Annotated in this window: 11 protein-coding genes; 3 read left to right on the top strand and 8 right to left on the bottom strand. The window is 67.6% G+C overall.

Annotated elements, in window-relative coordinates; translation table 11 throughout:
• Positions 1-350: 350 nt before the first annotated feature.
• Positions 351-2,501, top strand: coding sequence for a serine/threonine-protein kinase (locus E1742_RS04255; protein WP_166793417.1), 2,151 nt, complete (start codon positions 351-353; stop codon positions 2,499-2,501).
• Between the two features lie 56 nt (positions 2,502-2,557).
• Positions 2,558-2,914 (top strand): hypothetical protein, encoded by a 357-nt coding sequence (locus E1742_RS04250; RefSeq protein ID WP_134383702.1) that lies wholly within the window; start codon positions 2,558-2,560, stop codon positions 2,912-2,914.
• A gap of 7 nt (positions 2,915-2,921) precedes the next feature.
• Here E1742_RS04250 and E1742_RS04245 read toward each other — a convergent pair whose 3' ends face one another.
• From E1742_RS04245 to E1742_RS04235, 3 genes are all read right to left on the bottom strand, one after another.
• Positions 2,922-4,415, bottom strand: a complete 1,494-nt coding sequence (locus E1742_RS04245) for a sigma 54-interacting transcriptional regulator (protein ID WP_166793416.1) — start codon at positions 4,413-4,415, stop codon at positions 2,922-2,924.
• 142 nt (positions 4,416-4,557) lie between these two features.
• On the bottom strand, positions 4,558-5,616 hold the full coding sequence (locus tag E1742_RS04240; protein WP_134383700.1) for an AI-2E family transporter: 1,059 nt from the start codon (positions 5,614-5,616) through the stop codon (positions 4,558-4,560).
• Positions 5,617-5,935: 319 nt separating this feature from the next.
• A complete protein-coding gene (locus E1742_RS04235; RefSeq protein WP_134383699.1) occupies positions 5,936-6,571 on the bottom strand; it encodes a CatB-related O-acetyltransferase in 636 nt (211 codons plus the stop codon).
• A 301-nt stretch (positions 6,572-6,872) separates the two neighbouring features.
• On the opposite strand from E1742_RS04235, the gene E1742_RS04230 reads away from it, so the two are divergent.
• Entirely contained in the window at positions 6,873-7,619 is a 747-nt protein-coding gene (locus E1742_RS04230) for an SDR family oxidoreductase (protein ID WP_134383698.1), read from the top strand.
• A gap of 3 nt (positions 7,620-7,622) precedes the next feature.
• On the opposite strand, the gene E1742_RS04225 is transcribed toward E1742_RS04230, so the two are convergent.
• The 5 genes from E1742_RS04225 to E1742_RS04205 are packed head-to-tail and all read right to left on the bottom strand — an operon-like array spanning position 7,623 to position 13,294.
• On the bottom strand, positions 7,623-8,792 hold the full coding sequence (locus tag E1742_RS04225; protein ID WP_229466514.1) for a Gfo/Idh/MocA family protein: 1,170 nt from the start codon (positions 8,790-8,792) through the stop codon (positions 7,623-7,625).
• Complete coding sequence (locus E1742_RS04220) at positions 8,789-9,844, bottom strand: sugar phosphate isomerase/epimerase family protein (RefSeq protein WP_134383697.1); 1,056 nt, start codon at positions 9,842-9,844, stop codon at positions 8,789-8,791. The genes E1742_RS04225 and E1742_RS04220 overlap by 4 nt, the downstream gene beginning before the upstream one ends.
• Positions 9,845-9,853: 9 nt before the next feature.
• On the bottom strand, positions 9,854-10,795 hold the full coding sequence (locus E1742_RS04215; protein ID WP_134383696.1) for a substrate-binding domain-containing protein: 942 nt from the start codon (positions 10,793-10,795) through the stop codon (positions 9,854-9,856).
• Positions 10,796-10,815: 20 nt separating this feature from the next.
• Positions 10,816-11,826, bottom strand: coding sequence for an ABC transporter permease (locus E1742_RS04210; RefSeq protein ID WP_134383695.1), 1,011 nt, complete (start codon positions 11,824-11,826; stop codon positions 10,816-10,818).
• Complete coding sequence (locus E1742_RS04205; protein WP_134383694.1) at positions 11,804-13,294, bottom strand: sugar ABC transporter ATP-binding protein; 1,491 nt, start codon at positions 13,292-13,294, stop codon at positions 11,804-11,806. Before E1742_RS04205 ends, E1742_RS04210 begins: the two co-directional genes overlap by 23 nt.
• Positions 13,295-13,307: the final 13 nt, after the last annotated feature.

The raw sequence follows: 13,307 nt of genomic DNA, 5'->3' as shown, positions 1-13,307 counted from the left end.
CGGCGGCAGGGACTGCATCGATTCGCACCGTGAATCGGAGTGCTTGACGGTGTATTCGCAATCGCCATGCCAGTAAAAAAACGCCCTGGCCGCCCGGATGCGCGCGGCCAGGGCGTAAAAACTCTGTCAACCGGGCGTAAATGGCCTGTAAAGCCCGGCAGATTTGACAGGGCCCGGGGATTTTTCGGCGTCGCGCCGGGGCGCCAGCGCGGCGCGGCGATACGATGGAGGAACGGGGCCGGATTACCCGCTCAGGCAGCCTGTGGTTTTGTGGTAATCCGGCTGATCTGGCCACGGGCGTGGCTGTTCCATTGCTATACTGGGTTCATACTGCATTGAGCTGGATGCCCATGACCGCTTTCGACGACGTGGATGACTGCAGCGCCCCGATACGACTGGTACCCGCTAACGTGCTGCCGCAGCATTACCACCTGCGCAAGTGCATCGGCGAAGGCGGCCACGGCAGGGTGTTCGAGGCATGGGACAGCAAGCTTTGCCGCACGGTGGCGGTCAAGTGCGTCCGGCTGGGCCGCGAAGGTCCGCCAGGGACCGACCTGCTGAGCGAAGCGCGGGCGGTGGCCTCGCTCGAGCACGACGCGTTCGTCCAGGTCCATGCGATCGAGGAAAACGAAGGCAACCAGGCCATCGTCATGGAGCTGGTGCACGGGGCCACGCTGAAGGCGACGCTGGCCGCCGGCCCCGTCGATCCCGTCCTTGCACTGGACTGGGTGCGCCAGGTCGCCGAGGCCATGGGCGAGGCCCACGCGACGGGCCTGGTCCACGGCGACCTGAAGCCCTCCAACCTGATGCTGGAAACGCCCCGCAACCGCATCCGCATCCTCGATTTCGGCATCGCCGTGCGCCAGGACCCACTGGCGACGGGCACCGTGCCCACGACATCCCCGCAGGGCACGATCGCCTACATGGCGCCGGAGCGCCTGCTGGGCACGGCTCCGACGCCGGCGGGCGATGTCTATGGACTGGGTGTCGTGTTATACGAGCTGGTGACGGGCGTGCGGCCGTTTGCGGACCTGGCCGGACTGGCGCTGGTGGCGGCCCATCTGCAGTCCTCCTCCGCGACCTGGCGCTATCCGGACACGCTGGCGCCGGCCGTGGTGGAACTGATCCGCGCCATGACGGAGCGGGAGCCGGCGGCGCGCGTGCGCAGCATGGACGAGGTCCTGGCGCGGCTGGAGGGCTTCGTCGCCGCGCCGCGCCGCGCCGTGCACAAGGCGCGGCCGGTGCGCTGGCGCGCGGCGGCGGCGGTCGTGATCGTCGCGGCCGCCGCGGGAGCATGGTATGTCGAGGCGCCCCGTTTCTGGCGCGATCGCGGCACCGAGCAGTATTCCGAGACGGCCCAGATCGATGCCGGCCTTGCCGCACTGGCGTTGTTCGACCGCCCCGGCGCACTGGACCAGGCCGCGACGCATTTTCAGCGCGTGCTGCGGCAGAACCCGCAAAGTGCCGCCGCTGCGGCAGGGACGTCGTTGACGTACAGCCTGCGCTATGCCGGCGACCGGCAGGACGAAATCTGGCTGCGCAAGGCGGACGCCAGCGCGCAGCAGGCCCTGAAGCTGGACGACCACCTCGCCCTGGCCCACGCAGCACACGGCTGGGTGCTGGGAGCGCTGGGCCAGACGGACGGCGCCGGGGACGCATTCGGGCGCGCGCTGCGGCTCGATCCCGACAATTTCCTCGCCTGGTACGGTAAGGTGTACACGCTGCGTCGGGCCGGGCGCTATCCCCAGGCACACACGGCGCTGGCGGAGGCACTGCGGCGCTTTCCGCGCGAGCGCGTGTTCACCGACGAACTCGGCAGCGTGTACTACGAGCAGGCCGAAAACGCCCGGGCGGAAGCAGCCTTTCGCCGCAGTATCGCGTTGCAGCCCGATGCCGTCACGGCGTACGCCAACCTGAATGCCGTGCTGTTGCGGCAGGACCGTCCCGACGAAGCGCTGCACGTGCTGCAGCAGGGGCTGCAAGTGCGGCCGAGCGCCAAGTTATATGGCAACCTGGGTACCGCCTTGTTTTTGCGCGGTGATTATGTCGGGGCGGCGCAGGCACTCGAAAACGCCGTCTCGCCCACGCGCGGCGCCCCCGGGGACTACCTGAACTGGGCCAACCTGGCCGACGTGTTGCTGTGGATCCCGGGGCGCGAGCAGGAAGCCCGTGCGGCCTACGGCAAGGCGCGCGAGCTGCTCGCACCGCGCCTGCAGCGGGCGCCGCACGATGTGGTGCTGGTATCGCGGATGGGGCTGTACGCGGCGCGCACGGGCGATGCCGAGGCGGCGATGGCCATGATGGCGCGCGCGCTTGCACTTGGCCCCCGCAACGCTGACGTGAATTTCCGCGCAGGCCTGGCATACGAATTGCTCGGACATCGTGTGCAGGCACTGGCGGCCATTGCCAACGCCAGGCGGCTGGGTTATCCGGTGAAGTTCATCGAGGCCGAACCGGATCTGGTGGCACTGCGCCGCGATCCGGGGTATGAGAGCCGGTAAGTGTCGGCATAATCTTGCGGCAAGCGCCGCCCATCCAGCGACAACAGGAGTCAGCCATGAAACGTCATATCTTCTCAGTCAAATTCGGCAGCGGCAATGTCAACGCAACCTGGCTGTTTGACCAGACCAAGTCCAATCCCTGTCGCGTAAGCCAGGGCGACGAGATCGAGTTCGTGTTCGGCGGTACCGGCAAGCTCGGCGAGTGCGTGCTGCTCAGCGGCACCAATATCGCCAACGAGCCTGCCTCACCGTTCTCCGAAATGACGCCGATCAGGCTGCACCAGAACAAGGTCGTGACCATCAGCCAGCCGTCGCAGACCTGGGGCTTCACGCTGGCCTTCACTGTGATCACGGACCAGGGCACGCAATTCCAGTACATCCCCGACCCCGAACTGCAGGTGGGATCCACCTGAGCGGTCGTTACGGCAGCTGGCGCAGGTGCCTCCGCAGCGGTTCCAGCGGCGTTCGCAGCAGCTGGGCGCAGCGCGCCAGATCGTAGTCGCAGGCGCCCAGCGCCTGCCGGATCTCATCGGCCGGAATGCGCTCGGCCGGTCGGATCGCGCTGTGGCCCTTCAGCAGCTTGTACAGCGTGGGACGCGAGATGTGCAGTGCCTGCGCGGCCGCCTGGATGATCCAGGCATTGCCGGCCATGGCGTCCAGCAGTTCCTGCTCCGTCAGTTCGGCGGGGCGCCGCTTGCGGGCGGCCGGTTCCGCACTCGCGCGCTCGGGCGGTGCGGATGCTGGCGTCGGCGCCCCGTCGCGCACCAGCGCCTGCAATTGCGGCGCCACGCCGTGCCGCGACTGCAACAGGGCGCGCCGCAGCACGTGTGCCAGCTGGCGGATATTGCCGGGCCAGGCGTGGCACGCCAGCGCGGTGACGAATTCGACCGGCAATGGCGGCGCGCTTTCCTGCGTTGCCAGCAGATGGACGATCAGCACGCCGATATCTTCGCGCCGCTGGCGCAGGGGCGGCAATTCAATGACAAACTGTTCCAGGCGGCGCAGCAGCGCCTGGTTGAATTCGCCGTTGCCGAGCCGCTGGTCCGTTGCCGCGATCAGGCGGGCGGTGCTGCGGCGGTCACGGCCACCGCCGACGGGTCGATAATCGCCACCCTCCAGTACCCGCAGCAGCATCGGTTGCACGCTGGCGGGCGCATTGCCGATTTCATCGAGGAACAGCGTGGCGCCGTCCGCTTCGGCGAAAAGGCCGCCGCGATCCGCCTGGGCGCCGGTGTAAGCTCCCTTGGCGGCGCCGAACAGCTCCACTGCAGCCAGTGACTCGTTCAGCGCCGCCATGTTGACGGTGACCAGCCGACCCTGGTGGCGCCGGCTCAGCGCGTGGATGCCGCGAGCGGCGATCTCCTTGCCGGTGCCCGTCTCGCCCAGCAGCAGTACCGGCAGATCGGTGGCCGCGACCATGCGAATCTGGTCGCGCACCTCGATTGCACCGCTGCCGACGCCGACCAGGCCCGGAACCGGATTGACCTTGGGCAGCCCGCGCATCCAGTGCAGGCACAGGACGACCGCGCGGCCTACCGTCAGGATGGGGCTGTCGCGCAGCGTCGCCCCATCCAGAATGGTCCCTCCGGTAATCGGCCGGCCGTTCAGCTCGACGGTCATGCGACTGTCGGGTAACGCGATCATCAGGCCGGGTTCGCCGTCGCGGTGGTCGGGCAACAGGCGCAGCGGCGATCGGGAGACACGTTCGTGGCCAAGCGGCAGGCCCGCGCCACCGGGCGGATGGAACAGGGGCGCATAGCGGCAGATATCGATCGGCGTGCCCGGCGCCCAGACGAATTGTGCGCCGATACGCGCCTGGTCGGGGTGCCAGACGATGGTGAGCGCCAGCAATGCCGCCCACTGGCTGTCGTGGCTGGTGCACGGGGAAGTCAGTGTGAGGTCGCGGTCGGTCATGGTCGTCCAGGCATGCGGGGATCGTAGCATGCGCGGCCGGCGGCGCGCCCCGTGTGTTGTGCAACTGGTACCGAAAGTGCCGCCGGCCCTGCTGCACGGGCGAGCGGCGATGGACCGCCCTGAGGTCGCGCCGCGCGTGCGCTTACTGCTCGTGAAACTCGCGTGCCTCGGCAAACAGGCCCCACGTCGAAATGAACAGCGCGGCAATGACGGGACCGATGACGAAGCCGTTCAGCCCGAACAGCGCCATGCCGCCAATCGTGGAGAGCAGGACGATATAGTCGGGCAGCTTGGTGTCCTTGCCGACGAGCACCGGACGCAGCAGGTTGTCGACCAGGCCGATGACGATGACGCCGTAGACGATCAGGCCGATGCCATCCCACGTAGCCCCCGTGATAAGGAAGTAGATTGCCACCGGGCCCCAGACGATGGCGGCGCCCACGGCGGGCAGCAGCGACAGGAAGGCCATCACGACGCCCCACAGCAGCGGTCCCGGCACGTCAAGAAACCAGAACGCCAGGCCGCCCAGTGTCCCCTGCGCCATTGCGACGAGAATGTTTCCCTTGACGGTGGCGCGGATGACGGTGATGAAATTGTCGAACAGCGGTTCCTTGTAGCGCTCGGCCAGCGGCACGGCGTCGCGGATGCGCGACGACAGCGTCTGCCCGTCGCGGAACAGGAAGAACAGCAGGTACAGCATGACGGTCACACTGACGAGGAAGTCCAGCGTATTGCGGCCAAAGTTGATGGCATATTTCGCCACCGACTGGCTGATCTGGGATGCGGCGGCCGTCAGCTTCGTCTGCAATGTCGCCAGATTGGTCAGCTCGAAGCGCTCGAGCAGGCTCGTGGCCCAGCCAGGCATGCCATGCATGACACGCTGGAACATGGTGCTGAAATTGATCTGGCCCGACTCGATCATCGCGTAGACGCCGGACGCCTGGTCGATCAGCGACAGCGTGATCAAGGTGACCGGCAGGATCACCATCAGCAGGATCAGCAGCAGTGCGATCAGCGACGAGGCGGTCGGCTTGTTGCCGGTGACTTCCAGCAGGCGGTAATGCAGCGGCGCGAACACGATGGCAAAGACGATGCCCCAGAACACGGCGCCCGCAAACGGGGTCATGATCCAGATAAAGGCCAGCGTGACAAGGCCAAGCAGCAGCAGGAACGAGGTTTGCGGCAGAGTGTAGCGCTTCATGGATGTCCATTCGATGTTGTTATGTTGCACATCATAATGGATCGGCCCGCCGGAAGGCCACGCGCCCGTCGGGGACGTGCCCGTACTGCCGGGGCAGGCCGGCATCGCGGGCTGTTACGTGGATGGGCGCCGTTGCGCTCGCAGCGTCTGGCAGCCGGAACTCGGCAATATTCGCACGCCGGCGTCAAGGGATACGGTGGAAAACCCGCACGGTGTGCCACGGTATGCGTCGACCGGCCCAGCGAAGGAAGCAACGGTCGGCGCCCCGTCGAAACCTGCATCGGCAGCTGTGCTGTCGCGCCGCATCCGTGTGCCGGCGTCACCTGGCCGCACTCTCCAGCGCCGCGACATCCCCGCCGCGGATCAGCGGCAGATGCGCGGAGATCCAGTCCACCGGCCGGTCCCACCAGGCAATCGCCTGCAGGCGCCGGACCGTGTCGGCGTCGAAGCGTGCCCGCAGCGGCTTCGCAGGGTTACCACCGGCAATCGTGTACGGCGGCACGTCCGCCGTCACGACGGAGCGTGCCGCCACGATGGCGCCGTCGCCGATCGTCACGCCCGGCATGATCAGCACGTCGTAGCCGATCCAGACGTCGTTGCCGATCACCGTGTCGCCCTTGTATGGCAGGTCGCCCTCGGCGGGCCGCGCGCTTTCCCAACCGTTGCCGAAAATGAAGAACGGATACGTGGAGATGCCGTCCATCTGGTGGTTGGCGCCGTTCATGATGAATTTCACGCCGCGTGCGAGCGCGCAGAAGCGGCCGATGCGCAGCTTGTCGCCGATGAACGGGAACAGGTACAGCACATTGCGCCGGAAGTTCTCATGACCGTCCGGATCGTCGTAATAGGTGTACTCGCCGATCTCGATCTGCGGATCGTCCACCACGTTCTTCAGGTAGCACACTTGCGGGAAGCCGGGCATCGGGAAGGGGGTATCCGGGTGAGGGCCGTGCATGCGGGTCTCCTGGCAAAAGCGCTACTGTAGCGCGCCCTGCGGACACTGGCCAGCGTGGGTCCTGCATCGATACCTCGGCGGCCGCCGCGTACATGCCGGGGTGGAGCATGGCCAGGTTTCACCGGATGTGCGTCAGGACACCGAAGGAACGCACACGCCGTCGCAGAGCGGCGTTCCCCTGCCCGACGTCGAGAGGGGGGCGGACCAATCCGCCGATGGCCGATTGCATCGCAAGAATCGGGGTGAGAAAGCCCGATGGCGCGGCTACATTGGGGCGACTACCCACCACGAAGGAGTCTTCATGTCCGATTTCAACAACAAGGTCGCCATCGTCACCGGCGCATCGTCCGGTATCGGCCGCGCCACGGCGCTGCTGCTGGCCCGGCATGGCGCGACGGTCATCCTGAACGCCCGCGGCGCCGAAGCACTGGAAGACGTGGCGAGCGAGATCCGCGGGCAGGGAGGCCGCGCGCTTGCCGTGCCGGGCGACAGCGTCGAGCCTGCCACGCACGAGCGGCTGATCGGAGCCGCACGGGAATTCGGCGGCCTGGATATCGCCGTCAACAATGCCGGCACGGTCGGGCCGATCGTACCGCTGACGGAGTTGGCGCTGGACGACTGGAACGCCGTGCTGGCCGGGAACGCGACCGCCGCCTTCCTTGGCGCTAAACACCAGATTCCTGCGATGCTGGAGCGCGCCGGGGGCGCGATCGTCTTCACGTCGTCCTTCGTCGGCACCAGTGCCGGTATTCCCGGCATGGGAGCGTACGGCGCCGCGAAGGCGGCGCTGATGGGTCTCGTGAAGGGCATCACGGCCGACTACGCTGCGCAGGGCATCCGTGCCAACGCGGTGCTGTCCGGCGGCACCGATACCCCGATGGCGGGCGGTCCGGCGCAGAAGGAATGGGCGGCCGGGCTGCACGCGCTCAAGCGCATTGCCCGGCCGGAGGAAATCGCTGCGGCAATCGCCTTCCTTGCCAGCCCGGCGGCAAGTTTTGTCGCCGGCGCCGGGCTGTTTGCCGATGGGGGCAATGCCGCCGTCAAGTGACGCTTACAGCGCCGTCCAGCGCGACCCGGCTCGATGGCTCGCCAGCACCGCGTCGATAAAGCGCATGCCGGCCACGCCATCGTCCACGGTCGGCAGGCCAGCCGTCGCTTCCGGCACCGGCTGGCCGGCCGTGGCCGCATGAATCCGCGCCGCCGCGTCGCGGTAGAGCTGCGCAAACGCTTCCAGGTATCCCTCCGGATGTCCGGACGGCACGCGCGTCGCATGCTCCGCCGCCGCGCCGCGCACGCGCCCGCGCGTCAGCCGCTGGCCGCTGCCGCCCTGCGGCGTGAGCCACAGCTCGTTCGGGCTCTCCTGGTCGAACGCCAGTGCCGCCTTGCTGCCGAACACGCGCAGCTTCAGGGCGTTCTCGCAGCCTGTCGCCATCTGGCTCGACCACAGCATGCCGCGCGCGCCGTTCGGGTAGCGCAGCATCACCTGGACATGGTCGTCCAGCATCCGGCCGGGGGTAAACGCGTGCAGTTCGGCCAGCAACTCGCTGGGCCGGATGCCGCTGACGTAACCGGCCAGGTGGAACGCATGCGTGCCGATATCGCTGGTGCATCCCGTCGGCCCGGCCCGGTGGGGATCGTTGTGCCAGTCGCTGTGCTGGAAGGCGTCGCTCTGCTTGTCCGCTTCGGCCATCCAGTCCTGCGCGTATTCCACCTGCACCAGCCGCACATCGCCGATCGCGCCGGACGCTACCAGCTCGCGTGCATGCCGCACCATCGGATAGCCCGTGTACGTGTGCGTCAGCGCGAACACGCGGTTGTGCCGCCGGGCCAGCGCCGCCAGCGCTTCGCCTTCGGCCGTCGAGATGGCCAGGGGCTTGTCGCAGATGACGTGGATGCCGGCTTCGAGGAAGGCGGTGGCGACGGGCGCGTGCAGATGATTCGGCGTGACGATGGCGACGACGTCGATGCCGTCCTCGCGCGCGGCTTCGGCGTGCGCCATCTCGCGGTAGTCCGTATAGCAGCGCGCCGGATCCAGGCGGATCGCCGCGCCGCTCGCGAGTGCGCGCCCGGGATCGCTGGAAAGGGCACCGGCGACGAACTCGTAGCAGTCGTCCAGCCGCGCGGCGATGCGGTGGACGGCACCGATGAATGCCCCGGCGCCGCCGCCCACCATGCCCAGGCGCAGCCTGCGCGGCGTCGGTTCATTCACAGATTCAGTCATGAGTCGATCCCCATCAGTGAACGGAGCGCGGCGCGGTCGGCGCCGCTGCCTGCGAAATCGTCGAACGAACGGTCGGCCACGCCGATGATGTGGCGGCGGATGAAGTCCGCGCCTTCGCGCGCGCCGTCCTCCGGGTGTTTCAGGCAGCACTCCCATTCCAGCACGGCCCAGCCAGCGTAGTCGTATTGAGCCAGCTTCGAGAAGATGGCCGTGAAATCGATCTGGCCGTCGCCCGGCGAGCGGAAACGGCCGGCTCGCTCCAGCCACGAACCGTAGCCGCCGTAGACGCCCTGCCGGCCGTCCGGGCGGAATTCCGCATCCTTGACGTGGAATGCCTTGATGCGTTCATGGTAAATGTCAATAAAGGCCAGGTAGTCCAGCTGCTGCAGGACGAAGTGGCTGGGGTCGTACAGGATATTGGCGCGGCAGTGGCCACCCACGCGATCGAGGAAGCGCTCGAACGTGACGCCGTCGTGCAGGTCCTCGCCCGGATGCAGCTCGTAGCAGATGTCCACGCCCGCTTCCCCGAATGCGTCGAGGATGGGGCGCCAGCGCCGCGCCAGTTCGCCGAACGCTTCGTCGACAAGGCCGGCCGGCCGCTGCGGCCACGGGTACAGGTAGGGCCACGCCAGCGCCCCGGAAAAGCTGGCGTGGGCGTCCAGGCCCAGGCGGCGCGAGGCGCGCGCCGCGGCCTGCACCTGCTCCACGGCCCAGGCCTGGCGCGCCTGCGGTCTGCCGCGCAGATGGCTTGGCGCGAAGCCGTCGAACAGCGTGTCGTAGGCCGGGTGCACGGCCACCAGCTGTCCTTGCAGGTGCGTGGACAGCTCCGTGACTGCGAGACCGTGTTCGGCCAGCACGCCGGCGATCTCGTCGCAGTAGGTCTGGCTGTCCGCCGCGATGTCGAGGTCGAACAGGCGCGGATCGGTGGGCAGCTGGATGCCTTCGTAGCCCAGAGCGCGCGCCCAGCCGGCCAGATTGGCCAGCGTGTCGAACGGCGCTTCCTGGCCCATGAACTGGGCCAGGAAGATGGCCGGTCCCTTGATCGTCTTCATGGTCGGCCTTCAGTAGGGCGAGTCGGGGAAGTAGAACTGGCTGGCGTTGGCCTTGGTGATCAGGACCGACGGGATGATCGTGCGCGCCGGCAGCGCCTGGCCGTTCAGGCGGGCCGTGGCCGTCATCTTGATGGCGTCGTAGATGAACTTGGGCGAGTACGACACATCTGCCTGCACCAGGCGGTCGCCGTCGATGACCTTCTTGACGGCGAACTTGGCGCCGGCGCCGCCGAACACCTCGCGGATATCGGTCCGCCTGGCCTGTTCGATGGCCTTGATCGCGCCGATCGCCATGTCGTCGTCCGCGGCCCAGACGGCGTCGATCTGCTTGAAGCGCGTCAGGTAGTCCTGCGTGACCTTGAACGCGTCGTCGCGGTTCCAGTTGCCGTACTTCGCATCCAGTATCTTGATGCCGGGATGTTTCTTGATCTCCGCGTTGAACGCCTCGACACGCTCGTTGTCGATCGTGGTGGGCATGCCGCGCAGGACAACGATATTGCCCTTGCCGTTCAGCCGCCTGGCCAGGTACTCGGCCGGCAGGCGGCCGAACGCCGTGTTGTCGCCGGCCACGTAGGCATGGTGCGCGGCCGGGTTGGTCAGGCCCCGGTCCACCACGGTGACGTAGACGCCCTTGTTCTTCACCTGCGTTACCGGCTGCGTCAGCGAAGCCGATTCCAGCGGCAGGATCACCAGCGCATTGATCTTGTTGACGGAGTACAGGTCCTGTACCTGATTGGCCTGTTCGGGCGTGCTGCCGGCCGTCTTGACGATGATCTTCAGGTCGGGATGGGCCGCTTCCAGCTCCTTCTTGGCCTGGTTGGCCCACCAGACGATGCCGCCGGTGAAGCCGTGCGTTGCCGTGGGGATCGCCACGCCGAGGGTGACCTTTTCGGCGGCGCCGGCGTGGCCGGCCACCAGTGCGGCGGCGAGGCAGAGAGATAGGATGCGCATGTCGATTCCTTTTCAGATGGTTAGCGGCGCCCGCGCTGCAGGTAGGCCACGGTGACGATGACAACGCCCTGCACGGCGGCGTTGAGGTGCACGCTGATGATGCTGGTGAGATTGAGTATGTTGCCGATCACGGACAGCAGCACGGCGCCGATCACGGTGCCGAGGATCCGGCCCGCGCCGCCCTTGAGCGACGTGCCGCCCACCACGACGGCGGCGATGGCTTCCAGCTCCCACAGAATGCCCGTCGTCGGCGTTGCGGAGCCAAGGCGCGGCACGTACAGGATCGTGGCGATGGCCACGCAGACCCCCAGCAGCAGATAGGTCAGCACTTTCACGCGGTCGACGCGGATCGACGCGTAGCGCGCCACCTGCTCGTTCGAGCCGATCGCCTGCACGTGCTGGCCGTACGGGGTACGGTTCAGGATCACGGCGCCGGCGACGGCGACGGCCGCGAAGACCCACACCGGCACCGGCACGCCAAGGAAGCTGTGGTAATAGACAGGGCTGTACAGCTCCGACAGGTTGAAGTCCAGCGTGAGGGCGCCGCCGTCGGACAGCCACGTCAGCACGGCGCGGAAGATGCCGAGTGTACCGAGCGTGACGATGAACGGCTCGATGCGCCCGTGCGTGATCAGGAGGCCATGCACGGTGCCGGACAGCGCGCCGAACGCCAGTGCCAGCGCGATGCCCAGCATGACGATGGACAGCCCGGACGGCGCGTTCGCACCCGACACCAGCGCGTTCATGGCGACGATCATGACGCCGGCGATCAGCGCCGCCAGCGAACCGACGGAAAGGTCGATGCCGCCGGCCGCGATCACGAAGGTCATGCCGACGGCAATGATGCCGATGAACGCCGTGCGGGTCAGCACGTTCATCAGGTTGTCGAACGTGGCGAAGTCGCTGTTGAGGGAAGCGCCCGCGATGCACAGCAGGACCAGTGCGACGACGGGCCCCAGGCCTTTCAGCCGTTTGCGCAGGGCGGGCAGGGCGGGCGCAGCCGTGGAATCAGTGGTGGGTTGCGGTTGCATGGGCAATCAGGTTTTCTTCGGTAAGTTGGTCGGGACCGAGCAGCGCCTGCAGGCGCCCGCCGTGCAGCACGGCTACGCGGTGGCACAGGCCGATCAGTTCGATCAGTTCGGAGGAGATGACGACGACGGCGCGGCCCTCGGCCGCGAGGCGGTGGATCAGGGCGTAGATGTCGCGCTTGGCGCCTACGTCCACGCCGCGCGTCGGCTCGTCCAGCACGATCACGCCGGGACCGGGCCGCAGATACTTCGCCAGGGCGAGCTTTTGCTGGTTGCCGCCGGACAGCGAACGCGCCGGGCAATCCGGGTCGCGCACGCGGATGCCGAAGTCGGCGATGGCCCGGTCCAGCGCCGCGCGCCCGGCCTTGGCGTCCACCCACGGCCGCGAGTCGCGCTCCAGCGTCATCAGCGTCAGGTTCTCGCGCAGCCCCAGGTCCATGTGCAACCCTTTGCCCTTGCGGTCCTCGCTCAGGTACGTGAGGCCATGCTGCATGGCGTCGCGCGGGCTGCCGATGCGCACGTCGCGGCCGTCGATGGCGACGGTACCGGCGCTGCGCCGGCGCAGCCCGACGACGGCCTCGAACGCCTCCGTGCGGCCCGCACCGACGAGCCCCGCAAAGCCGAGAATCTCGCCGGCGCGCACCTCGAAGCCCAGGTCCTGTACCCAGCCAGGGACAGTCAGGTTGGTTACGCGCAGACGTACCGGCGCATCCGGCGCCAAGGCGCTTTTCGGCTGGAACATGTCGGACACATCGCGACCGACCATCAGGTTGGCCATCTGCTGGCGATTGACCTGCACCGTGTCGGCGCGGGCGACGAACTTGCCATCGCGCATGACGACCACTTCGTCCGTCTGCGCTTCCATCTCGTCCAGCTTGTGCGAGATGTAGACGATCGTCACGCCCTGCGACTTCAGCCGCGCCATCAGCGCGAACAGCCGGCCCGTCTCCCCGGGCGACAAGGTGGCCGTCGGTTCGTCCATGATCAGCAGGCGGGCCTTGCGCGACAGCGCACGGGCGATCTCCACCAGCTGTTTTTCCGCGACGATCAACTCGCCCACCGGCGTGTCGGGGTCGACGGACAGGCCCACTTCCTCGAGGTAGTGCGCTGCCTCGCGCGCCATCGCGCGGCGGTCGAGGAACGGCCCGCGCGTCTTTTCGTGACCGAGGAAGATGTTCTGCGCGACCGTCAGGTGGTCGGCCAGGTTGAATTCCTGGTGGATCAGCGTGATGCCCAGGGCCTCGGCCGCGCGGGCGTCGGCAAAGCGGCGTTCTTCGCCGTCGACCACCAGCTGGCCGCCGGTCGGCTGCTCGTAGCCGGCCAGGATCTTCATCAGGGTCGACTTGCCGGCGCCGTTCTCGCCCAGCAGGCCGACGACGCGGCCGGCCTGCAGCGCGAAATCGACGCCGTGCAGCACGCGCACGGGGCCGAACTCCTTGACGATATGCTGGAAGCGGACGGACAGGCTCATGGCATTACCATCA

This window comes from Pseudoduganella plicata (assembly GCF_004421005.1).
GTDB lineage: Bacteria > Pseudomonadota > Gammaproteobacteria > Burkholderiales > Burkholderiaceae_D > Rugamonas > Rugamonas plicata.
This window is presented reverse-complemented; position numbering and strand designations above follow the sequence as displayed.

Bases quoted from the DNA above. Each gene is read 5' to 3' on its own strand.
- E1742_RS04255 (WP_166793417.1), top strand. From the start codon at position 351: ATGACCGCTTTCGACGACGTGGATGACTGCAGCGCCCCGATACGACTG.
- E1742_RS04250 (WP_134383702.1), top strand. From the start codon at position 2,558: ATGAAACGTCATATCTTCTCAGTCAAATTCGGCAGCGGCAATGTCAAC.
- E1742_RS04245 (WP_166793416.1), bottom strand. From the start codon at position 4,415: ATGACCGACCGCGACCTCACACTGACTTCCCCGTGCACCAGCCACGAC.
- E1742_RS04240 (WP_134383700.1), bottom strand. From the start codon at position 5,616: ATGAAGCGCTACACTCTGCCGCAAACCTCGTTCCTGCTGCTGCTTGGC.
- E1742_RS04235 (WP_134383699.1), bottom strand. From the start codon at position 6,571: ATGCACGGCCCTCACCCGGATACCCCCTTCCCGATGCCCGGCTTCCCG.
- E1742_RS04230 (WP_134383698.1), top strand. From the start codon at position 6,873: ATGTCCGATTTCAACAACAAGGTCGCCATCGTCACCGGCGCATCGTCC.
- E1742_RS04225 (WP_229466514.1), bottom strand. From the start codon at position 8,792: ATGACTGAATCTGTGAATGAACCGACGCCGCGCAGGCTGCGCCTGGGC.
- E1742_RS04220 (WP_134383697.1), bottom strand. From the start codon at position 9,844: ATGAAGACGATCAAGGGACCGGCCATCTTCCTGGCCCAGTTCATGGGC.
- E1742_RS04215 (WP_134383696.1), bottom strand. From the start codon at position 10,795: ATGCGCATCCTATCTCTCTGCCTCGCCGCCGCACTGGTGGCCGGCCAC.
- E1742_RS04210 (WP_134383695.1), bottom strand. From the start codon at position 11,826: ATGCAACCGCAACCCACCACTGATTCCACGGCTGCGCCCGCCCTGCCC.
- E1742_RS04205 (WP_134383694.1), bottom strand. From the start codon at position 13,294: ATGAGCCTGTCCGTCCGCTTCCAGCATATCGTCAAGGAGTTCGGCCCC.